This is a genomic window from Planotetraspora silvatica, from assembly GCF_016863315.1.
In the GTDB taxonomy this organism is placed as follows: Bacteria; Actinomycetota; Actinomycetes; order Streptosporangiales; family Streptosporangiaceae; genus Planotetraspora; species Planotetraspora silvatica.
In genome coordinates, this window is the sequence record NZ_BOOQ01000015.1 from 156,398 (window position 1) to 177,381 (window position 20,984).

18 protein-coding genes are annotated in these 20,984 nt (G+C 69.3%); 4 read left to right on the top strand and 14 right to left on the bottom strand.

What is annotated here, in order from left to right; all coding sequences use genetic code 11:
- Positions 1-85: 85 nt before the first annotated feature.
- The 3 genes from Psi02_RS13180 to Psi02_RS13190 all read right to left on the bottom strand — a co-directional run bounded on the left by Psi02_RS13180 (position 86) and on the right by Psi02_RS13190 (position 5,576).
- Entirely contained in the window at positions 86-2,569 is a 2,484-nt protein-coding gene (locus tag Psi02_RS13180) for a polynucleotide kinase-phosphatase (RefSeq protein ID WP_203973897.1), read from the bottom strand.
- Between the two features lie 432 nt (positions 2,570-3,001).
- Positions 3,002-4,528, bottom strand: a complete 1,527-nt coding sequence (locus Psi02_RS13185) for a 3' terminal RNA ribose 2'-O-methyltransferase Hen1 (protein ID WP_203973899.1) — start codon at positions 4,526-4,528, stop codon at positions 3,002-3,004.
- A 130-nt stretch (positions 4,529-4,658) separates the two neighbouring features.
- Positions 4,659-5,576: an LLM class F420-dependent oxidoreductase gene (locus tag Psi02_RS13190; RefSeq protein WP_203973901.1), complete on the bottom strand. Its 918-nt coding sequence runs from the start codon at positions 5,574-5,576 to the stop codon at positions 4,659-4,661.
- A 93-nt stretch (positions 5,577-5,669) separates the two neighbouring features.
- Between Psi02_RS13190 and Psi02_RS13195 the strand changes: the two genes are divergently transcribed.
- Positions 5,670-6,743 carry a hypothetical protein gene (locus Psi02_RS13195; protein ID WP_203973903.1) on the top strand — a complete coding sequence of 358 codons (1,074 nt, stop codon included), beginning with the start codon at positions 5,670-5,672 and terminating at the stop codon, positions 6,741-6,743.
- Positions 6,744-7,257: 514 nt separating this feature from the next.
- On the opposite strand, the gene Psi02_RS13200 is transcribed toward Psi02_RS13195, so the two are convergent.
- Together Psi02_RS13200 and Psi02_RS13205 are read right to left on the bottom strand one after the other, a co-directional pair.
- A complete protein-coding gene (locus tag Psi02_RS13200; protein ID WP_203973905.1) occupies positions 7,258-8,499 on the bottom strand; it encodes a class I SAM-dependent RNA methyltransferase in 1,242 nt (413 codons plus the stop codon).
- Positions 8,500-8,529: 30 nt separating this feature from the next.
- Positions 8,530-10,575 carry an APC family permease gene (locus Psi02_RS13205; RefSeq protein WP_203973907.1) on the bottom strand — a complete coding sequence of 682 codons (2,046 nt, stop codon included), beginning with the start codon at positions 10,573-10,575 and terminating at the stop codon, positions 8,530-8,532.
- A 107-nt stretch (positions 10,576-10,682) separates the two neighbouring features.
- Between Psi02_RS13205 and Psi02_RS13210 the strand changes: the two genes are divergently transcribed.
- Both Psi02_RS13210 and Psi02_RS13215 read left to right on the top strand, forming a co-directional pair.
- Positions 10,683-11,351, top strand: a complete 669-nt coding sequence (locus Psi02_RS13210) for a potassium channel family protein (RefSeq protein WP_203951506.1) — start codon at positions 10,683-10,685, stop codon at positions 11,349-11,351.
- Positions 11,351-12,010: a potassium channel family protein gene (locus Psi02_RS13215; RefSeq protein ID WP_203951507.1), complete on the top strand. Its 660-nt coding sequence runs from the start codon at positions 11,351-11,353 to the stop codon at positions 12,008-12,010. Before Psi02_RS13210 ends, Psi02_RS13215 begins: the two co-directional genes overlap by 1 nt.
- 45 nt (positions 12,011-12,055) lie before the next feature.
- Here the strand turns inward: Psi02_RS13215 and Psi02_RS13220 are convergent, their stop codons facing one another.
- The 5 genes from Psi02_RS13220 to Psi02_RS13240 all read right to left on the bottom strand — a co-directional run bounded on the left by Psi02_RS13220 (position 12,056) and on the right by Psi02_RS13240 (position 15,732).
- Positions 12,056-12,739: a DUF3159 domain-containing protein gene (locus Psi02_RS13220; protein ID WP_203973908.1), complete on the bottom strand. Its 684-nt coding sequence runs from the start codon at positions 12,737-12,739 to the stop codon at positions 12,056-12,058.
- 16 nt (positions 12,740-12,755) lie between these two features.
- A complete protein-coding gene (locus Psi02_RS41295) occupies positions 12,756-12,968 on the bottom strand; it encodes an OB-fold nucleic acid binding domain-containing protein (RefSeq protein WP_425564535.1) in 213 nt (70 codons plus the stop codon).
- A 327-nt stretch (positions 12,969-13,295) separates the two neighbouring features.
- Entirely contained in the window at positions 13,296-13,961 is a 666-nt protein-coding gene (locus tag Psi02_RS13230; protein WP_203973912.1) for a DUF3710 domain-containing protein, read from the bottom strand.
- A gap of 53 nt (positions 13,962-14,014) precedes the next feature.
- The gene (gene dut / locus Psi02_RS13235; RefSeq protein WP_203973914.1) at positions 14,015-14,452 is read right to left on the bottom strand and encodes a dUTP diphosphatase; all 438 of its coding nucleotides are present in this window, start codon (positions 14,450-14,452) and stop codon (positions 14,015-14,017) included.
- Positions 14,453-14,463: 11 nt separating this feature from the next.
- Entirely contained in the window at positions 14,464-15,732 is a 1,269-nt protein-coding gene (locus Psi02_RS13240; RefSeq protein ID WP_239094850.1) for an AI-2E family transporter, read from the bottom strand.
- Between the two features lie 574 nt (positions 15,733-16,306).
- Here Psi02_RS13240 and Psi02_RS13245 point away from each other — a divergent pair.
- Positions 16,307-16,606, top strand: a complete 300-nt coding sequence (locus tag Psi02_RS13245) for a DUF4235 domain-containing protein (RefSeq protein WP_203973916.1) — start codon at positions 16,307-16,309, stop codon at positions 16,604-16,606.
- Here Psi02_RS13245 and Psi02_RS13250 read toward each other — a convergent pair.
- The 4 genes from Psi02_RS13250 to Psi02_RS13265 all read right to left on the bottom strand — a co-directional run bounded on the left by Psi02_RS13250 (position 16,603) and on the right by Psi02_RS13265 (position 20,969).
- Positions 16,603-17,979 carry an alpha,alpha-trehalose-phosphate synthase (UDP-forming) gene (locus Psi02_RS13250; RefSeq protein WP_203973918.1) on the bottom strand — a complete coding sequence of 459 codons (1,377 nt, stop codon included), beginning with the start codon at positions 17,977-17,979 and terminating at the stop codon, positions 16,603-16,605. The genes Psi02_RS13245 and Psi02_RS13250 overlap by 4 nt on opposite strands.
- Before the next feature lie 210 nt (positions 17,980-18,189).
- The gene (locus Psi02_RS13255; protein WP_239094851.1) at positions 18,190-18,942 is read right to left on the bottom strand and encodes a hypothetical protein; all 753 of its coding nucleotides are present in this window, start codon (positions 18,940-18,942) and stop codon (positions 18,190-18,192) included.
- A 21-nt stretch (positions 18,943-18,963) separates the two neighbouring features.
- Positions 18,964-19,263 (bottom strand): DUF4193 domain-containing protein, encoded by a 300-nt coding sequence (locus Psi02_RS13260; RefSeq protein WP_030505490.1) that lies wholly within the window; start codon positions 19,261-19,263, stop codon positions 18,964-18,966.
- A 260-nt stretch (positions 19,264-19,523) separates the two neighbouring features.
- On the bottom strand, positions 19,524-20,969 hold the full coding sequence (locus tag Psi02_RS13265; protein ID WP_373317628.1) for a sensor histidine kinase: 1,446 nt from the start codon (positions 20,967-20,969) through the stop codon (positions 19,524-19,526).
- Between the last annotated feature and the right edge of the window lie 15 nt (positions 20,970-20,984).

The window sequence follows — 20,984 nt, forward strand, 5'->3', positions numbered from 1 at the left end:
GGGAAGCGGGGCGAGGCCCGCGATCACCGGCCCACACAGGTCACAGACCCGGGTCGACGGGCTCGGGCTCCAACGCCAGCACGGATCACAGACGCGGGTCGACGGGCTCGGACTCCAGCGCCAGCACGGCGAACACCGTCTCGTGCACGCGCCACAGCGGGTCGCCCTCGGCCAGGCGGGTGAGCGCCTCCAGCCCGAGGGCGTGCTCGCGCGACGCCAGCGACCGCTTCTTGCCGAGGAAGCGGCCGCGCAGGTCGCCGAGCGACTCCGTGTAGTCCGGGCCGTAGATGATCCGCAGGTACTCGCGCCCGCGCACCTTGATCCCCGGCTGCACCCGGCCGGGCGTGTGCTCGACCGGCTTGACGACCATGCCCTCTCCCCCGCCTGCGGTCAGCTCCGACCACCAGCCGACCGCGGCCGATCGCTCCTCCTCCGAGTCCAGCGACACGTACACATGCCGGGTCGGCGCGAGGATGCCGGAGCTCAGGCGCCCGAGCACGTCCAGATGCCACGAGTGCGGTTCGAGCACGGCCGTCGCCCGGCCCTCGCAGGCCAGGATCTGGAACGGCGCGAGCCGTACGCCGTCGAGCCCGGAAACCGGCCAGCAGTACCGCGCATAAGCGTCGCGGAACAGGGCAGCGTTGTCCGCACGGCGTCGGGTGCGGTCCAGTAACCCGCCTACATCCAGGCCGCGCCCGGCCGCCGTCTCCAGGAGCGCCACCGCCTCGGGCAGGGCGACCCGCGCCGCGGCGCCGACGGAGGCGTACTGGTCGCGGATCAGCCCCTCCGCCTTCGCCGACCAGGGCAGCAACTCGCAGTCGAGCACCACCCAGTCGGTCTCCAGCTCGTCCCAGAGCGGGCTCACCGCGTCGCGGAGCCGGTCGACGAGCTCCCCGGTGAGAGCGTCGAAGAAGGGCCGCCCGGTGCGCGTGTAGACGCTGCCGGTCGTGCCGTCCGTGACGCCGAACCGCTTGGCCGCCGCCTCGGGGGTCCTGGCCAGTACGGCTATCGCCCGCGATCCCATGTGCTTCTCCTCGCACACGACCCGGGACACGCCCGCCCTGGCGTATTCATCGAACGCCTGGTCCGGGTGCTCGAGGAAGCCGTCGAGCGCCGAGGTCTCCGGCGGGGCCATGGTCGGCGGAAGGTAGACGAGCCAGCGGGGGTCCACGGAGAACCGGCTCATGATCTCCAGCGCCGCCGCCGAGTTCTCCTCCGCGATCTTGACGCGCCCGCCGTACCTGGTCTCCACATACCGCGTCCCGGTCACGTCGCCGATGTCGAGGACTCCGGGATCCCGGGCGTACTGCGACGTGAGCGGCCTGACCGGCTCGTACCAGACCTTCTCCGCCGGGACCGAGACGATCTGCCGCTCGGGGTAGCGGAGCGCGGTCAGGCTTCCGCCGAACACGGCTCCCGTGTCCAGGCAGATGGTGTTGTTGACCCACTCGGGCTCCGTGGTCGGCGTGTGGCCGTAGACGACCATCGCGCGCCCCCGGTACTCGTTCGCCCACGGGTACCGGACCGGCAGGCCGTACTCGTCGGTCTCGCCCGTGGTGTCGCCGTAGAGCGCGAACGAGCGGACCCTGCCGGACGCGCGCCCGTGGTAGGCCTCCTTGAGCCCGGCGTGCGCGACGACGAGGGCGCCGCCGTCGAACCGGTAGTGGCTGATGAGGCCGTCCATGAACGCCTTCGCGGCGTCCCGGAAGTCCTCGGGCTCGGCGGCGAGCTGCTCCAGCGACTGCTCCAGGCCGTGGGCGACCCGGACCTTGCGCCCGTTGAGCGCGCGGACGAGTTTCTGCTCGTGGTTGCCGGAGACGCACAGCGCCGTCCCCGCCTCGACCATGCCCATGACCAGGCGCAGCACGCCCGGGGTGTCGGGGCCGCGGTCGACCAGGTCGCCGACGAACACGGCCGTCCGTCCTTCGGGGTGGACGGCGCCCGTGGGCGTCACCGTCCAGCCGAGGGTCCGCAGCAGGGTCTCCAGCTCGGAACGGCAGCCGTGGACGTCGCCGATGATGTCGAAGGGACCGGTGAGCTCGGTCCGGTCCGACCACGCCCTCTCGTAGGTGATGACGGCGTCGTCGATATCGTCACCGCGCAGCACGTGAACCCGGCGGAAGCCGTCCCTGTTGATCTTGCCGAGCGAACGGCGCAGGTCCTTCCTCTGACGGGTGACGACGTGCGGGCCGAAGGCGCGGTCGGGCCTGGCGGCGTTGCGGGCGATCGCCACCTCCTCAGGGACGTCGAGCACGATCGCGTCGACCAGCACGTCATGGCTCTTGGCCAGCTCGATGAGCTTCTTGCGGGCCTCCCACTGGACGTTGGTCGCGTCGACGACCGTCAGCAGGCCACGCCTCAGCCGGGTGCCGACGATGTAGTGGAGGACGTCGAAGGCGTCGGGCGTGGCCGACTGGTCGTTCTCGTCGTCGGAGACCAGGCCACGGCAGTAGTCCGAGGAGATGACCTGGGTGGACGCGAAATGCCGGGCGGCGAAGGTCGACTTCCCGCTGCCCGAGATCCCGACGAGCACCACCAGTGCCATCCGCGGAACACCGATCTCAATCACGACAACCCCTCCCACAACCCATTAGTGGCCCTCCCACAACCCATTAGTGGTGATCATGCACACCTTCGCCAAACCCCCCACCCACCAGCCCCAACGCCCCCCGTGATCATGCACACCTTCGTGACCATGCCACCCCACGCGCGCAAACGTCTGCCGTGATCATGCACAGGTTCGGCGGCACCCGGCCTGACCAGCCCAAACCTCCGTCGTGATCATGCACAGATTCGTTGTCGCACGGTTCCACCTGGCCGAACTCATTTCGTGATCATGCACGCACCCGATCGGTGCCAGATCACGAAGGACATCTCCGCAGCCAGGAGCGGGTGCGCACGAATCCGCGCATGATCACGATCCGCGCCCGCGCCGGTCAGGGGGTGATTCCACGAACCTGTGCATGATCACCACCCATGAAGGGGGAGGCCATCCTCATGATCACCGAATCTGTGCATGATCACGGCGAGGGGGTTGGGTGGGGAGGTGGAAGACGGCCATTTGGGTGGGCGGGCCCACTTCTGGGTCGTCCTCCCCCACCGGCCTGAAGGTCACCTCGTACCCGTACGCCTCGCAGACTCCCGCCGCCCACGTGGTGAACTCGGCCCTGGTCCATTCGAACCGGTGGTCCGGATGACGCCTGCGTGAGGGCCCGCCATCCGTATCCGCCAGGCCTTCGTATCGGACGTTGTACTCCACGTTGGGCGTGGTCACGACGACATGGCGCGGCCTGGCCACCCCGAAGACCACCCGCTCCAGAGCGGGAAGCCGTGGCGGGTCGACGTGCTCGACGACTTCCATGAGAACGGCCGCGTCATGTCCGGCGAACCGGGCGTCCGTGTACGTCAGCGACCCCTGGAACAGCTCCAGGCGCGCCCGCTTGGCGTCCGCCATGCGCTCCAGCTTGAGCTTCCGCGCGGCCATCGCGAGCGCCCGCGCCGACACGTCCACCCCTGTGATCTTGGCGAACGACGGCCGGCTCAGCAGCGCCGACACCAGTTGCCCCGGACCGCAGCCGAGGTCGATCACGGAACGGGCGCCGATCTCCTCCAGCACCGACACGACCGCGTCACGCCGAATGGTGTTCAGTGGTGTCCGCGGCTCGAGGACCGGAAGCTCCTCAGCCTCAGCCACATCACCGGCCGCGGTCGGCGCATCATCGGCGTCGTCGACGGACGGCGCCTCCGTGATCTCCTCCTCGGAGGGCGGCTCCAGCGACTCCTCGACGTCGTCGCCGATCTCGGCCAGGCGGGCGAAAGCCGTACGGGCCAGGGCCCAGCGGCGGCCGAGGTAACGGCGCGTGATCAGCACGCGCTCCGGATGGGCGCCCAGCCAGCCGCCGCCCGCCCGGATCAGCTTGTCCACCTCGTCGCCCGCGATCCAGTAGTGCTTGGCGTCGTCCAGCACAGGAAGCAGCACGTACAGATGGTTGAGCGCGTCGGCCAGGCGGACCTCGCCGCGCAGCGTCAGCCGGACGTAGCGCGAGTCGCCCCATTCCGGGAAGTTCTCATCGAGCGGCACGGCCGTCGCGTCCACCTGCCAGCCGAGGGGCTCGAACAGCCTGCGCGCGAGGTCGGCGCCACCCCTGCAGGGCAGCGCGGGTAAGCCGAGTTCCAGGGGGATCGGCCGGTCGGCGAGCTCCTGCCGGGAGGCACACCGCCCGGTCCTCGCCGTACGGAACACGTCGGCGAGGGCGACCGCGAGCAGCGACGACGCGGCGTACGGCCGGTCGTTGACGTACTGCCCGAGCGAGAAGTCGGGCGACGACTTCCCGCGGGATCGGACGAGCCGGATCGGATCGACCTCCAGCAGCAGCGCGGCCGTGCACCGATGCTCACTCGCCTCGGGATACAGGACGCGGGCCGTGCCGAACGACTGGCCGAACTCCTGCACGCGGTCTGGATGCTTGTGCAGGAGGAAGCCGAGATCCGTGGCCGGCGACAGGGTCGTCGAGATGGTGAGGAGCACCCGGCAAAGTGTGCCGGATGCCCCATTCGTCCGCGACCGATTTGTGCCCAGAACGTGCCGAGCGTTCCCCGCACCCCAGACACGGCCGAGCGTTCCCCGCACCCAGACACGGGAGTACGGCGTCCGCCGCTCAGACGTGCGGCATGACCTCGGCGGCGAGCAGCTCCAGGTGGTCGAGGTCGGCCAGGTCGAGCACCTGGAGGTAGATCCGCTCCGCGCCCAGCCCGGCGAACTCGCCGATCTTGTCGACGACCTCCGCCGGCGTCCCGGCGAGCCCGCCCCTGCGCAGCTGCGCCACGTCGGAGCCGGCGGCCTCGGCCCGCCGGGCGATCTCTGCCTCGTCCGTCCCCACGCAAACGGTCTGGGCGGCCGACAGCAGCACGGTGTCGCGCCCGGCCTCCTCGCACGCCGCCCGCACCCGGCCGTAGGCGGCGCCGGTCTCCTCCACGGTGCGGAACGGCACGTTGTACTCATCGGCGAACCGGGCGACCAGCCGGGGCGTCCGCCGTGCACCGGAACCGCCCAGGATGAGCGGCGGGCGCGGGCTCTGGACCGGCTTGGGCAACGCCGGAGAGTTCACCAGGCTGTAGTGGGTGCCCTCGAACGAGTAGGGCTTGGTGGCCGACCAGAGACCGGTGATGATCTCCAGCTGCTCCTCCAACCGCTCGAACCGCTCCCCCACCGGAGGGAACGGGATGCCGTACGAGTGATGCTCGTCGTCGAGCCAGCCGGTGCCGAGCCCGAGCTCGACCCGGCCGCCGCTCATCTGGTCGACCCCGGCGACGCTGATCGCGAGCGGACCCGGAAGCCGGAAGGTCGCGGGCGTGACCAGCGTGCCCAGCCGGATGCGTGACGTCTCCCGCGCGAGGCCCGCCAGCGTCACCCACGCGTCGGTCGAGCCGACGCCCGGGTCGCCCGGACCGATCCGCTGGTAATGGTCGGACCTGAAGAACGCGTCGAACCCCAGCCGCTCGGCGGCCTGAGCCACCACGAGCAGGTCGTCGTAGGTCGCACCCTGCTGCGGCTCAGTGAAGATCCTCAATTTCATCCGCACATTATCCCCTCCGCCCCTGAGAGCGATTGCTAAAGTGCAAGCCTCCTGTGCGCAACGTAGTCACAAGACGACTGAGGGTGGCGAACGGTGGATTCGGCACGGCATACCCGCGAGGCGGGGAACCCACCTCGTTTCCTGGTGATGCTGGGCGCGGTCGCACTGGTCACGACCACGGGGGTCGCCCTCTGGCTGCTTCCCGCACAGATGCGCGCCGACTGGGGCTCGGCGCCGGAGCCCACGAGGTCGCTGGCGGCCGCGGAGCCGCCCCTGACGACCGGCCCCGGAACGCCTCCGGCGCAGCCCTCCGGCGCCCCCGCGCCCGGCAGGACCCACACCAGCGGCCCTTCCGGTTACGTGGGGTTCGTGGACGCCACCCGCAACCCGAGGTTCGACCTGTCGGCGAACGCGCGGCGCACCGGGATCCGGTGGTACATGGTCGGCCATCTCACGGCGGGGCTCGACGGCTGCTCCCCCATCTGGGACGGCGCACCCGGCAGGGACGACCTGGTCGCCGATCGCATCGACCGGCTGCGGGCGCAGGGCGGGGACGCCGGGCTGGCGTTCGGCGGGCCGTACGGACCGGAGCTGTCGGCGACCTGCCCGAGCCAGGCCCGCCTGACGGCGGCCTACCAGCAGATGATCGACGCCTTCCAGCCCATCGCGATCGACTTCGAGCTCGGCGACCAGGGCGACGGAGCCACCGTCGAGCGCCGGGGCGTGGTCATCGCGACCCTCCAGCACGAGGCCCAGGACGCCGGGCGCCCGCTCGGTGTCACCTTCACGCTCCCCGTGACCGAGGACGGTCTGGCGCCCGCCCACGCCGACATGTTGCGCGCCACCCACGAGGCGGGAGCGGAGATCGACACCGTCAACCTGCTCATGAGGTTCGTCCCCGGCTCCCGTGACAACCTGCGCAGGCTCTCCGTCGCCGCCAGGGCGGCACACGCCCAGCTCGAGCGGGCCCTCGGGGTCGGCGGCCGGGCGGGCTGGCAGCGGATGGGGCTCACCCCCGTCTTGGTGAGCCCGGACGACCTCAGCGTGTCCGAGGCGGAGAGGCTCATGGCGTTCCGGTCGAGGACCGGGCTCGCCTGGCTGTCGGTCCGGGGCGCCCGGCCGGCGGACGAGGTCCTTCGCCTGCTCAGCGCCCCGACCGCCACGTGACCTTCCCGCGGACGTCGGTTGATCAGACCGGTGGATCGGCCCCCGGAGGACGGGCCGACGCATGTGCCATGAGAGGAGGGAGGGGGCGGAAACGGGTAGCCCGCGGTCCCGGCGAGCATCAAGCCGGAGGTCAGGCTTTTACGCACAGCACATAGGCAGTGCCGCCGGTCGCGCGCATCCCTGTGAGGCAGAACGCCTGCCCGGTGCCGTTGAGGCCGCATGGCGAGGATTCCGATCACGGGACCGACGGGGCGTTGAGCGCTTTCCGACTCTTCAAGGTCCGCCCGGCTTCGGTCCATCGGACCAGGCGGTCACGTCTTGCCGGCGGGCTGCCGGCTCTTGGGCCGGACGGTCGATTCGCGTAGCGTCTGGCGACCGTGTCCGCGGTGCCCTTCTGTCCCGTGTACACGACCTGTCCCGTGTACACGACTTCGGAGAAGGGGCTCGGCCGGCATCCCAGGACCCCGATCGCCAGGCATGCCCGCCGGCGATCAGGGACCATGCGGGTCAGGGGCTAGATCGGCTCCTTGACCAGCAGCGCCACGCACTCCACATGGTGGGTCATCGGGTACTGGTCGAACGCCCTCAGCCCGTCGACGCGATAGCCGTGCCCGGCGAACCAGGCGATGTCGCGCGCCAGGGTCGCGGGGTCGCAGGAGACGTAGACGATCCGCGACGCGCGCAACGACGCGACGCGGTCGACGACCGGACGGCCCAGACCGGCCCTGGGCGGGTCGGCGACGACGAGATCTGCCACCTCGAGGTCCAGCCGGTCGAGGGCCTCCTCCACCCGGCCGCGCTCGAACGTGGCCTGTGGCAGGTCACGCAGGTTCCAGCGGGCGTCCTGGACGGCCTGCGGCTCCGACTCGATCCCCAGGACCGCGCCCTCGGGCCCTACGGCACGAGCCAGGCCCGCGGCGAACAGGCCGGCGCCGCAGTAGAGGTCGAGGGCCCACTCCCCCTCCTTCGGCTGCGCGAAGTCGAGCACCGCGTCGAGCAGCGTCTCCGCCGCCCCGGGGTGGACCTGCCAGAAACCACTCGCCGTCACCCGGAAGTCCCGGTCGCGGACCCGCTCGACCAGCGACGCCTGTCCCCGGAGCGCGCGCGTTCCGCGTTTGCCCTCGTCGAGGAGGACTGACGCGTCCACATCCGGTACGGCCACGCGGCGGTGAGGCCGGGGTTCCACGATCACCGCCCGGTCGCCGCCCGCCGCCGCGACCACTTCGACCGACGCGCCGCCGCGCCAGTTGAGCGTCTCGGCTCCGACCTCCTCGACGGCGGGGTGGGCGATCAGGCACCGGTCGATGTGCTCGATGTCGTGGGACCGATGGCGGCGGAGCCCGGCGGAGCCGTCGGTGTCGACGGCGAACTGCACACGCGTGCGCCAGCCGAGCCCGTCCGGCGCGCCCGGCACCTCCTCGACCACGACCTTCCACTCGAGTCCCGCCAGCCGCTGGAGCTGCTCGGCGACGACGTCGGCCTTCATCCGCCGCTGCGCGTCGAGTGACGCGTGCTGCCAGTCGCAACCGCCGCACCGTCCGGGCCCGCTGAAGGGGCATGGCGGCGTCACCCGGTCAGGGGAGGCCTTGAGGATCTCGACGGCGTCGGCTCTGAGGAATCGGGCGGTCTCCTCGGTGATCTCGGCCAGGACCCGCTCCCCTGGCAGGGCGTGCCGTACGAACACCACGCGGCCCTCGTGCCTGGCCACGCACCAGCCGCCGTTGGCGACTCGATCCACGGTCAGCTCAACCGGCACCGTGGCCTCCTTCGCATGTCATGCGGTCAATCATGCCTTGACCTGATCGTCCTTCGGCGCGGGCGCCGAGTATGAGCGCCGGGCCGCGCCGGGCGCGAGACCGACCGGGCGGCCCTTGAGGCGATCGGAGGAGGCCAGCTGCCACGGCACGCTGGTCACCATGACGCCGGGCTTGAACAGCAGCCGGCCCTTGAGCCGCAGCGCGCTCTGGTTGTGGAGCAGGTGCTCCCACCAGTGGCCCACGACGTATTCGGGGATGTAGACGCTGACCACGTCGCGAGGGGAACGGCGGCGCAGCGACTTCACGTACTCGAGCACCGGGCCGGTGATCTCGCGGTAGGGCGAGTCGAGGATCTTCAGGGGCACGGGGATGCCCCGGCGGTCCCATTCCTCCTGCAGCCTGGCCGCCTCGTCGGCGTCGACGCTCACCGTGACCGCCTCCAGGGTCGAGGGGCGGGTCGCCTTGGCGTACGCCAGGGCGCGCAACGTCGGCTTGTGGACCTTGGAGACGAGCACGACGGCGTGGTTGCGCGCGGGGAGCATCGACTCATCGGTCTCGCCGTCCTCCGGCGCGGCCAGTTCGGCGGCGACGCGGTCGTAGTGGTGGCGGATGCCCTTCATCATCAGGAACAGGACGGGCATGGCGATGCAGACGATGTACGCGCCGTGGGTGAACTTGGTGAGCAGGACGACGACCAGCACGATGCCGGTCATGATGCCGCCGAAGCCATTGATGACCCGCGCCCGCAGCATGCGGAACCGGGCCTTGGGGTCGGTCTCGGTCTTCAGGTGACGGGTCCAGTGCCGGACCATGCCGAGCTGGCTGAGCGTGAACGAGACGAAGACACCGACGATGTAGAGGTTGAGGAGCTTGCTCACATCGGCGTTGAAGGCCCAGATCAGCAGTCCCGCACCGGCGGCCAGCAGGACGATGCCGTTGCTGAACGCGAGGCGGTCACCCCGGGTGTGGAGCTGGCGCGGGAGGTAGCGGTCCTGGGCGAGGATCGAGCCCAGCACGGGGAAGCCGTTGAAGGCCGTGTTGGCGGCGAGGAAGAGGATCAGCGCGGTCACCGCCGAGATCACCACGAACAGGGCGGAGCCGTCGCCGAAGACGGCCGACGCGACCTGCGCGATGATCGGCTGCTGGTAGTAGCCCGCCCCGGCCGGGTGGCCGTTGATCAGGATGTCCCTGGCGGCGTTGGCGGGCTCGGTGACCTTCACCCCGGACTTGAGCCCCAGGAAGATGATCCCGCTGAACATGGTGACCGCGATACCGCCCATCAGCAGCAGGGTCGTGGCCGCGTTCCGGCTCTTGGGCTTCTGGAAGGCCGGCACGCCGTTGCTGATCGCCTCGACGCCCGTCAGGGCGGCGCACCCGGACGAGAACGCCCGCAGGACGAGGAAGGCGAGGGCGAACCCGGCCAGGTCCGCCTGTTCGGACACGATCTTGTAGTCGGCCGTCGGCGCCCGCAGATCGTCCCTGAGCACGAGCAGCCGGAACATGCCCCACAGCACCATGCCGATGACCGCGATCATGAAGGCGTAGGTGGGGATGGCGAACGCGACACCGGACTCGCGCAGGCCGCGCAGGTTGATGACGGTCAGGATGACCACGATCCCGATCGCCACCAGCGGACGGTGCTCGGCCACGAACGGAATTGTGGCGCCCACGTAATCGGCGCCGTTGGCCACCGACACCGCGACCGTGAGCACGTAGTCGACGAGAAGCGCGCTCGCCACCGTCAGCCCGGCGTTCGCCCCGAGGTTGGTGGTCGCCACCTCGTAGTCGCCGCCACCGCTGGGGTAGGCGTGCACGTTCTGCCGGTACGACGCGACGACGACCAGCATCACGAGGACGACGGCGGCCGCCACCCACGGGCTGTAGCTGTAGAAAGTGGCACCTGCCAGTGACAGGATGACCAGGATCTCCTGCGGCGCGTAGGCCACGGAGGACAGCGCGTCGCTCGCGAAGACCGGTAGGGCCACGCGTTTGGGCAGCAGCTGATCGTGGAGCTGCGTGCTTCGGAGAGCGCGCCCCACGAGGAGCCGTTTGACAAGATCCGTCACCTTTGACACGTCTGTTGAGCCTAGTACGCGACGGCCCTCCCGGCGCACATGGTCTGGACGAGAGCGCGACATACTGTCTGCAACAGGAGTCCGCCACAAACCCACGGCGGGAGAGTATGCATATCGTGATCATGGGATGTGGACGGGTCGGCTCGACCCTTGCCCACATTCTCGAGGACAACGGCCATTCGGTCGCCATCATCGACCGCGACCCGCAGGCCTTCCGCAGGCTCCGCGCGGGCTTCCGCGGCCGCAGGGTGACCGGCATGGGCTTCGACCGCGACGTGCTCGGGGAGGCCGGCATCGAGTCCGCGGCCGCCTTCGTCGCCGTCAGCAGCGGCGACAACTCCAACATCATCTCGGCGCGGGTCGCGCGGGAGATGTTCGGCGTCGAGAACGTCGTCGCCCGCATCTACGATTCCCGCCGGGCCGAGGTGTATCAGCGGCTCGGCATCCCGACCGTCGCCACCGTCCGCTGGACGGCCGACCAGATCCTGCGCAGGGTCCTGCCCGAGGGCGCGGAGCCGCTCTGGCGCGACCCCACGGGCACGGTGATCCTGGCCGAGGTGCCCTTCCATCCCGGGTGGATCGGCTTCCGGAGCATGGCCGTCGAGAGCGCCGCGGGCGCTCGCGTGGCCTTCGTCAACCGCATGGGTGAGGCACTGGTGCCCAAGGACGACACCGTGGTCCAGGAGGGCGACATCCTCCATCTGATCGCGGCGGAGAACGACATGGAGCGGATCAACAAGGTGTTGTCCAGCGCGCCGTCGGACGAGGAGCACTGATGCGCGTCACCATCGCGGGCGCAGGCGCCGTGGGCCGCTCCATCGCGGCCGAACTGCTCGAGAACGGCCACGAGGTCCTGCTCATCGACATCGACCCCAGAGCCATCAAGATCGACAGCGTCCCCCGGGCCGAGTGGCTCCTCGCCGACGCCTGCGAGATCTCCTCGCTCGACGAGGCGGGGCTCAACGGCTGCCAGGTGGTGATCGCGGCCTCCGGCGACGACAAGGTCAACCTCGTGGTCTCGCTGCTCGCCAAGACCGAGTACGGCGTGCCGCGCGTGGTCGCCCGGATCAACCACCCGAAGAACGAGTGGCTGTTCAACGAGTCATGGGGGGTGGACGTCGCGGTCTCGACCCCACGTCTGCTGTCCGCGCTGGTCGAGGAGGCGGTGAGCGTCGGAGACCTGGTCCGGCTGATGACCTTCCGCCAGGGCCAGGCGAACCTCGTCGAGCTCACCCTCGCCGAGGACGCGCCCGTGGTCGGGCAGCGGGCCGGTTCCGTGCCGTGGCCGGAGGACGCCGCCCTGGTCGCCATCCTCCGCGAGGGACGGGTGCTCGTCCCCTCGGCCGACGATCCGCTGGAGGCGGGCGACGAACTGCTCTTCGTGGCCAACCAGGAGGTCGAGCACGAGCTCGCCCACCTGCTCTCGTCCCACTGACAGGCCGATCCGCGGGTACGGCCGCCGCCTCGGCGGCGGCCGTGCTCAGCTCGCGGGCCTGGCCGTACCGGGTTGAGCGGGCTGCAGGGGCGTGCGGCCCCGGGTGAGCAGCCACAGCATCGCGGCGAGCCCGGCGACCTGGAGCGGCCAGCCCAGCGCGAGCTTGGCGATGCCGAGGGTGGCCACCTGGCCCGACCAGTAGAGCGGAAGCTGCACCACGACACGCAGCAGGCACGGCAACATCAGCAGCCACGTCAGCCGGGTGCAGAGGCGGACCAGGCCGGGATCCTTGTGCCACGCCGTCGGGTCGCCGGTGACCGATCCGACGAGGAAGCCGACGATCGGCCAGCGGACGATGATCGACAAGAGCATCCCCGCGGCGTAGACGCCGTTGTAGTAGATGCCCGGCAGGAACACGTCCTTGGCCTCGCCGGTGCGGGCCGCGAAGAAGGCGCCGACGCCGATGCCCACGAGGCTGTTGAGCACGAACTGCGGTGTGCTCCGCTGGACCAGCCGTACGACCAGGAGGACCACCGAAGCGGCGATGCTGACGATCAGCGACGTCTTCAGCTCGTTGGTCGTGATCCACATCGCGGTGAAGGCGACCGTGGGAACCGCCGCCTCGACGATTCCCCGCTTGCCGCCCAGCGCCTTCGACAGCTGGGCACGGACGGCCGACTCAACGGTCGCGTGCGCCTCCGGCGCGGCCGTCGTGTCCGCTGTGCTCATACCGTCTCCTGAAAGATCAAGGGCCACCAGCAGGGCGCAGCTCGTAGCGAGGATTGAACATGACCTTGCGGCCGTCCTGGAAACTCACCAGGCCCTCGGCCCGTACGACGCGGCCGGGCTCGATTCCGACGATCTTCCGGCGGCCCAGCCAGACCAGGTCGATCACATCCGACCCGTCGTACAGCTCGGCCTCCAGAGCAGGCGCACCCCCGCGCGGCCGCAATGTCACGGTACGTAGCGTACCCGCCACACAGAACCGGCGGCGTTCGCCACACGCGGCGATGGGGGTGGCTCCTTGCCGCCCCAGGTCCTCACGCAGCTCAGCCGCCTCAAGGTCGGCCTGGCTGGTGGCCAGCCGCTGAAAGAAACCCCGCAGTCCGCCTCGTTTGGCAGGCTCCGGCGTACTCATCGGTCGCTCACCAGCTTCCCAGCTCGCAGTTCAGAGGACCCGTCATCATGCCTTCAAGCGTAGGGGACGCTCTCATCGCAGACTACTTGAGCACATCCGAAGCCTAAAGGACAAGGATGGACGATCTCCGCACCGCGGGCAGGGTCGTCAGCGCGTCTCGGTGATCTCCGGGCCGCGCTCGAACGGGTACTTCGGCTGCTGAGCGGCCTGCTCCTCCATCGCCTGCCTGGCCTCCGCCGGCAACCTGAGCTGGATCGGGTCCTTGGGGGCCATGGGCTCCTCGCCCCGGACCACCACGATGTCCCTGACGACGTTCTCCAGGGTCTCGGCCACGGCGGCGTCAACGGCCGCGCGCCCGCTGATGACCGCCCTGAGGAACCAGCGAGGGCCGTCGATCCCGATGTACCGGACGGGCTGCGGCTCCTGACCCTGCGTCGGGACCACGGCCGCCAGTTCGGTGCCGAACGGACCTTCCTGCTCCTGGACCGTGCCGCCCACGGCCACGACCTCACGGGAGAGTTCGGTGCGAACCTCGTCCCAGATGCCGCTGCGCTTGGGGGCGGCGAACGCGTGCACCTGGAGCGCACTCTCGTTCACCAGGACGAGAGCACCGTCGATCTGGTCCCCCGCCAGGCTGAGCTGCACCTCGAACCCCGGGCCGATGGGGAGGTGGAGACCTCCGAGATCGACCCGCTCGGCCTCCGGGTAGCCCTCCTGGGCGTCCCACGGGCCCGATGTCCGCGCGGGAGCGGGCCGGTCCTCCGAGACGGCCGGTGCCGCCTCCACCTCCGCGCTTCGCCTGCGTCGGAACACGTCCTTCACACTCCTCTATATGCCTTTATATGCCTTGCCGCGATTCACGGCTCTCAGCTGCCCGTGGATCCGAATCCATTGGCGCCGCGCGCCGATCCCGGCAGACGCTCCACCTCGTGGAACGCCGCCTTCTCCACACGCTGGACGACCAACTGGGCGATACGGTCGCCTCGCTTGAGCCGTACCGCCTCTTTGGTGTCGGTATTGATCAAGGTCACCTTGATCTCCCCCCGGTACCCCGCGTCCACCGTCCCCGGCGCGTTCACGAGCGTGATGCCGAACTTGGCGGCCAGCCCTGAGCGGGGATGGACGAACGCCGCGTAGCCGTCGGGAAGCGCGATGGCGATCCCGGTTCCCACCACGGCCCGCTCTCCGGGCAGCAGTTCGACGTCCACCGTGGCGCACAGGTCCGCCCCGGCGTCACCGGGATGGGCGTACGACGGCAACGGCAGCCCGGCGTCCAGCCGATGGATCAGGACCTCAACGCTCATGAGGCAAGACCCTACCCGTTGTGCTGCGGAGACACCGCGCCTCCCGCGTTAGACGACGGTTGCTCCCGATCCGGGGCGGTGGGTTCGGGAACCGACGGCTGCACGTCCGGCCGTGTCCGCTCCGAGGAGGGTTCCGGGGCCTGCGGAGGGACCTCCGGGGACGGCGTCTCGTCTGTCCCCGCGGCTTCGCCGGAGGACGGGCCGGATTGCGGCGGGGTCGCGGGCCGGGCGCGCCTCAGCTCGGGCAGTGCGCGGTAGATCACGGCCGTCACGGGCACCGCCACCGCGGCTCCGGCGATTCCGCCGAGCACACCGCCGACGGCGAGGACCAGGATGATCGCGAGAGGGTGGAACGCCAGGGCCCGCCCGACGATGAGCGGCTGGAGAACATGGTTCTCCAGTTGCTGCTCGACGACGAGGACTCCCACGAAGATCAGGGCGTACAGCCAGCCCTGCGAGCCGAACGTCACGAGGGTCGCGATGGTGCCGGCGAAGAAGATGCCGACGATCGGAATGAAGCTGGCCAGGAACACCACCACCGCCAGCGGCGCCCAGAGCGGGACCTGCATGCCGGCGAGGACGACTCCGATGACGACCCCGTGGATGGCCGCGACGGTCACGGTGCCGTGGACATAGTGGGAGATCGTGACCCAGGCGGCGCGCCCGGCGCGGTCGACGCGCGGCGACGTCCTGCCGAACGCGCACAGGAACCAGGCCCAGATGCGGTCGCCATCCTTGAGCAGGAAGAACGTCACGAACAACATCAAGACGATGGACGTGAGCACCTCGACGATCGCCGTGGCCCCGGTGAGCAGGGTGTCGGTGATCCGGCTGCGCTGGTCGTTGACCTGCTGGGTCAGCTGGTCGACCATGTCGGCCAGCTGGGCCTCCTTGAGCTGGAGCGGCCCGTGGAGCAACCAGTCCTGCACGCTCCGGGCGGTCAGCTGGATCTGCTCGACCAGCCGCGGGAACTCCTCGTTGGCCCGCAGACCGATCATGAAGCCGACGCCCACGATGATCGCCAGGCCGAACAGCATGGTGATCCACGTCGCGTAGATGGGACGCAGGCCGAAGCTGCGCAGCCGCCTGGTCATCGGGAACAGCAGTGCGGTGAGGAGGAAGGCGATGGCCACCGGCAGGACGACGAAGCTCAGCCGCCCGATGATCAACGCGAAGACATAGATCATCGCGCCGAGCAGCAGCATGCGCCAACTCCATGCGGCCAGCGTGACGAGAACGCGGGGAACCGCGGCGTCTTCACGCTCACTAGGCGAGATCACGCGTCAAGCCTGGCACGTTCTCCGCCCGAACGCGCACGCCTTTTGTTCACGCTCTGCATTTGCCACAAACGCAGCGTCCACATGAGGTATGCACGCCTCCCCTGGGCGTGATCATGCACAGGTTCGCGGAAGTGTGCCCTGACCTGCGTCGCCACCGGGCGTGATCATGCACGGATTCGGAAAAACATGCCACGACCTGGCCGTTTCCGCTCCGTGATCATGCATGGGTTCCCAGACGTATGCCCTGATGTGCAGAAACACCATCCGTGATCTGACAATGACAGCGGAACTGCCAGATCACGGCGCAGCCCGCACCTGCTCAGACGGCGCATTCGCGAATCTGTGCATGATCACACTCGGCTTCTGCGCAGGTCAGAGGGCATGTTTCCGAACCTGTGCATGATCGCGCCCGGTGAAGTGGCAGGTCAGGGCGCACTTCCGCGAACCTGTGCATGATCACGACCCGGGGAGGGGCTGGCCGGGAAGGAGATCTACGAATGTGTGCATGATCACGCCGAATGGCGTGGGGGTGTTTGCGATGGGTAGAGACTAAGGTCATCACTGAGGAGGAACCATGGCGGACAATACGCGGGCTGACGCGGACAAGCCCGACATGCAGTGGCGGATCGTGGGCGGTCTCGTGGGGCTCGCCGTGGGCTTCGCCTCACGCAAGGTGCTCTCGTACGCCTGGGAGAAGTCCACGGGCAAGAAACCCCCGGCGAGCGCCGACTCTCTGGAGATCAGCCTCGGCGAGGCCATCGCCTACGCCGTCGTGATGGGCCTCGGCATGGAGGTCGCCCGGATCGTGGCCACCCGCGCCGCCGCCAGGAAGTGGCGGTCGTGGAAGGACGCGGCGAAGGACCTCCAGCCCTAGTGGGCGTCGAGGGCCGTGAGGAAGTCGCTGGCCCACTTGTCGACGTTGTGCGTGGCGACCCTGCGCCTCAGTGAGCGCATCCTGCGGCCCAGTTCGTGCGGGGTCGCCCGCATGGCCGCGATCATGGCCCGTTTCATCCCCTCGATGTCGTACGGATTGACCAGGAACGCCTGCCGCAGTTCGTCGGCCGCCCCGGCGAACTCGCTCAGCACCAGCGCGCCCCGCAGGTCGTGCCGGCAGGAGACGTACTCCTTGGCCACCAGGTTCATGCCGTCACGCAACGGGGTGACCACCATGACGTCGGCCGCGCAGTAGAGCGCCGCCAGTTCGGCCTTGCTGTACGACTGGTGGAGATAGGTGATGGGCTGGCTGCCCAGCATGCCGTGCTCGCCGTTGATCCGGCCCACCTTCAGCTCGATGTCGTTGCGCAGCCGGATGTACTCCGCGACCCGTTCCCGGGTGGGCGTGGCCACCTGCACGAACGCCGCCTCGCCCGGCTTGACCGTGCCGTCGCCGAGCAACTCGCCGAACGCCTTGAGCCGCTGGCCGATGCCCTTGGTGTAGTCGAGCCGGTCCACCCCGAGCAGCACATGTTCGGGATCGCCGAGTTCCGCCCTGATCTCCTTGGCCCGGGCCTGGATCCGCGGCTCGCGGACCATCTGGTCGAGCTCGCCGAAGTCCACGGAGATCGGGAACGCGTCGGCCCGGACGGTCCGGCCGTCCACGAGGATCTCGTTGCGGTGGTTCTGCAGGCCGAGCAGGCGGCGGCAGAGCCGGATGAAGTTCGAGGCGCCACCGGGACGCTGGAATCCGACGAGGTCGGCGCCCAGCAGTCCCTCGAGGATCTCGTTGCGCCAGGGAAGCTGCCAGAACAGCTCCGCGGGCGGGAACGGGATGTGCAGGAAGAACCCGATCTTCAGGTCGGGGCGCAGCCTGCGCAGCATGGCGGGCACGAGCTGGAGTTGGTAGTCCTGCACCCACACGACGGCCCCCGGGGCGGCGGCGTCCGCGGCGGCGCGGGCGAACCTGTCGTTGACCGCCCGGTAGGCGTCCCACAGCACTCGCGAGTAGACCGGGGCCGCGACCACGTCGTGGTAAAGCGGCCACAGGGTCGCGTTGGAGAAGCCCTCGTAGTAGAGCTCGACTTCGAGGGCGGACATCGGCACCGGGATCAGGTGCATGCCGTCGTCGTCGAAGGGTTTCAGCTCCTCCTCGGCGGCGCCGGTCCAGCCGAGCCAGGCCCCGTTGCGCCGCTGCATCACCGGCGCGATCGCCGTGACGAGTCCGCCGGGGCTGCGCCGCCATTCCTTCTCGCCCACGCGGTCCACGGGAAGCCGGTTCGCGACGATCAGAAACGAGCTGGTGCCATGCATGAAGCCCCTCCAGGGTCGCCTGTGCCCCACCATATGAAAGGCCACTGCGATCGCCCATACCCGTAAGGACGTGCACAATTCGCAAAGGGCGATGTGAGGATGATCTCACGCAGCTCACAGCCACCCGCCAAGAGGTTTAGACCAATTGGCCATACTTCGCTACCGGGCTTCACGGGCCTGCCCCAGATCAGGCGAGGGACAGGCCGGAAATCAGGCGGGAGGCAGGGCCCGTTGCCGGCGCAGATCCGCGCGTACGGCTTCCGCGAGCCTCTTGGTGGCCGCCCGGTTGAGCGCGCCACCGGCGACCGCGCCGGTCAGGAAAGGGCCGAGGGTGGTGAGGTGCCGGCCGAGCGTCCGCATCAGGCGGTTGCGCAGCGCCGTCTTCGCCGCCGCCCCCAGAGCGAAGGTGGCGGAGCCGGGAGTGAGGGGGTTCACACCACGCTGCTTCGACCAGGCCATGGTGTAGGCGGCCGCCCGCTGAGAGCCGTTGCCCTCGACCGACACGCCGTACACCTCGTGCAACTCGGCGAGGAGCTTGACCTCGATCGCGGCGACGACCAGCGTCTCGGCCACGAGCTGCGCCGGAGCGGACAGCAGCAGGGGTGGGGCCGCGAACTCGGCGGCGGCGAGGGCTCCCCCCACCGCGCCGATGGCCGTCGTGGCCTTCGCCGCTGTACGGACCAGATCGTCGGCCAGTTGCTCTCCCGTCAGGCCGTAATGATGCTCCTGCAAGGTCGCGTAGTCGCGGATCGGCAGCCGCTGGGCGATGTTGACGAACACGTCGGCCAACCATCGTCCCCGCCCCGCACCTGACCCGCGGGCGTTCTTCGCAGACCTCGCGAGCGCCTTGCTGAGGCGGCCGAGCAGCCGACGCCGCTCGGCCCCGTCCGCCTCCTCAGGGGCCACCAGCTTGCCGACCAGGTCGGCGACCTCTTCGTTCGATCGATCCGTTTCGGGAGTCAACGGACCCTCCTCAAGAGACTCCTAGGCCGCACACTCTCGGCAGACCTGCTGACCGTTCTTCTCGGAGGCCAGCTGGCTGCGGTGATGCACCAGGAAGCAGCGAGAGCAGGTGAACTCGTCCGCCTGCCGCGGAATCACACGAAGAGACAGCTCCTCGTTGGAGAGATCAGCCCCCGGCAGCTCGAGCGACTCGGCAAGATCCGTCTCGTCGATGTCGATGCTGCCCGACGACTTGTCACTGCGCCGCGCCTGAAGCTCCTGAAGGCTGTCCTCATTCAGGTCGTCATCAGTCTTGCGCGGGCTGTCGTAGTCGGTTGCCATTTGCGTACTCCATCCCCCTCATCTATCTGTCTGCGCCTACGTCGCGCGTCTTCAACGCTCGGGAGGCGGAAATTGTGCCCGTCGCCGCCGGGAGATTTGCAATCGGTACCCGCATCGACGAACACTCAACCTCCCAACACGAGAGGGGCATCCCGCACTAGGCTCTGGTTAGCCAAATATGGCGAAAACCACAGTATCGACGGTATGACCCACCGCGTTTCGACGGCACATCCAACCACATGTGCGGCGCGGGCGCTCCATCAGCGCGCCGACTGCACCCCACCGGTGGTCACCCCGACCCCCGACAGACGCACCGTCATCACGAGTCCTCCGCCGTCACGGGGGACGGCGCTCACCGATCCGCCGTGCGCACGGACGATCCCGCGCACGATGGACAAGCCGAGACCCGCGCCTTTGGCCGACTGGATCCGGTCGGCGTTCAGTCTCCTGAACGGCTCGAACAGACTGTCCACCTCGTACGCGGGGACATGCGGTCCCGTGTTCGCGATCTGAACAACGGCACCCCCGTCGACAATTCCCGTCCGGACCCACACTTTTCCTGAAGGACCGGCATTGTGCTTGATGCCGTTCTCGATCAGGTTCGAAACGCAGCGTTCGAGAAGAACCGGATCACCTGTCGTGGTCGCGGGATGAAGGTCGTATTCGACGGCGATCTCTTCCTCCGCCGCGAACGAGGCGAGTTGGTCGATGGCCGTCCTCGCGACCTCCTGAATGTCCACCGGTTTGCGTACGGACAACTCCCGATCACTTCGCGCGAGCAACAACAGCCCCTCGATGAGACGCTCATTGCGCGCGGTGGTCCCCAGAAGAGTACGGCCGAGCACCTTCAGGTCTTCGGACGCCTCTGGATCGGCGAGCGCGACCTCCAGAACCGTCCGGTTGATGGCGAGAGGCGTCCGGAGCTCGTGGGAGGCGTTGTCGACGAACCTGCGCTGGGCGTCGAAGGCCGCGTTGAGCCTGATCAGCATCGCGTCGAAGGTGTCGGCGAGCTCCTTGAGCTCGTCGTCGGGTCCGGTCAGGTCGATGCGCTCGTGGGCGAGCGACGTCTCGGACAGCTTCCGCGCCGTGGCGGTCATCTGCTTGATCGGGCGCAACGCCCGGTCGGCCACGACGTACCCGAGGATGAGCGCGATGACGCCGACACCCAGGAGCGCCAGGAGGCCGCGGGTGACCAGCGCGCCGAGCACCGCGTCGCTCACGGAGGCGTTCCTGACCGTGATCTCCTGCTTCCAGTAGTCGATGAGCCACTGGGGCGTGTCGCCCGGGACGGTGAGGTAGAGGTCGAGGGCATTGGTCAGAACCGGCCGTACCAGCAGGTACATCACGAGGAGGAGCAGGGCTCCCGCCACGAAGAAGAGCGCGCTGTAGGTGATCGTCAGCCGCCATCGGATGCTCATGCGGTCCGACAGGGCCTTGATCTGGTCGAGGAGGCTTACCTTCACGGGGTTGGCCACGAGGGGTGGCGGTCCGTCCCAGGCGGGCGGGCCGCTGGGAGGCGGCGGGACCTGGCCGCGATAGTGCCCGCCGGCACCCGGCCCGGACCGCCTGCCGCCTGCCGCGACGGGCAGTTCCTCGGTCCGCTGACGTTCCTCTACGCGCGGCGCCACGGCGGGCGGGGAGAGCATCGGCGGGCTCTCCGTCCTGTCCCCCGGGCGGGCGCCGGATTCATCCGGTCCGCTCACCATGTCACCTCGAACTCC

What these genes read in the sequence shown, in the direction of transcription:
- Psi02_RS13190 (WP_203973901.1), bottom strand. Translation starts at nt 5,576, where the DNA reads ATGAAATTGAGGATCTTCACTGAGCCGCAGCAGGGTGCGACCTACGAC.
- Psi02_RS13210 (WP_203951506.1), top strand. Translation starts at nt 10,683, where the DNA reads ATGCATATCGTGATCATGGGATGTGGACGGGTCGGCTCGACCCTTGCC.
- Psi02_RS13215 (WP_203951507.1), top strand. Translation starts at nt 11,351, where the DNA reads ATGCGCGTCACCATCGCGGGCGCAGGCGCCGTGGGCCGCTCCATCGCG.
- Psi02_RS13220 (WP_203973908.1), bottom strand. Translation starts at nt 12,739, where the DNA reads ATGAGCACAGCGGACACGACGGCCGCGCCGGAGGCGCACGCGACCGTT.
- dut (WP_203973914.1), bottom strand. Translation starts at nt 14,452, where the DNA reads ATGAGCGTTGAGGTCCTGATCCATCGGCTGGACGCCGGGCTGCCGTTG.
- Psi02_RS13245 (WP_203973916.1), top strand. Translation starts at nt 16,307, where the DNA reads ATGGCGGACAATACGCGGGCTGACGCGGACAAGCCCGACATGCAGTGG.
- Psi02_RS13250 (WP_203973918.1), bottom strand. Translation starts at nt 17,979, where the DNA reads ATGCATGGCACCAGCTCGTTTCTGATCGTCGCGAACCGGCTTCCCGTG.
- Psi02_RS13260 (WP_030505490.1), bottom strand. Translation starts at nt 19,263, where the DNA reads ATGGCAACCGACTACGACAGCCCGCGCAAGACTGATGACGACCTGAAT.
- Psi02_RS13265 (WP_373317628.1), bottom strand. Translation starts at nt 20,969, where the DNA reads ATGGTGAGCGGACCGGATGAATCCGGCGCCCGCCCGGGGGACAGGACG.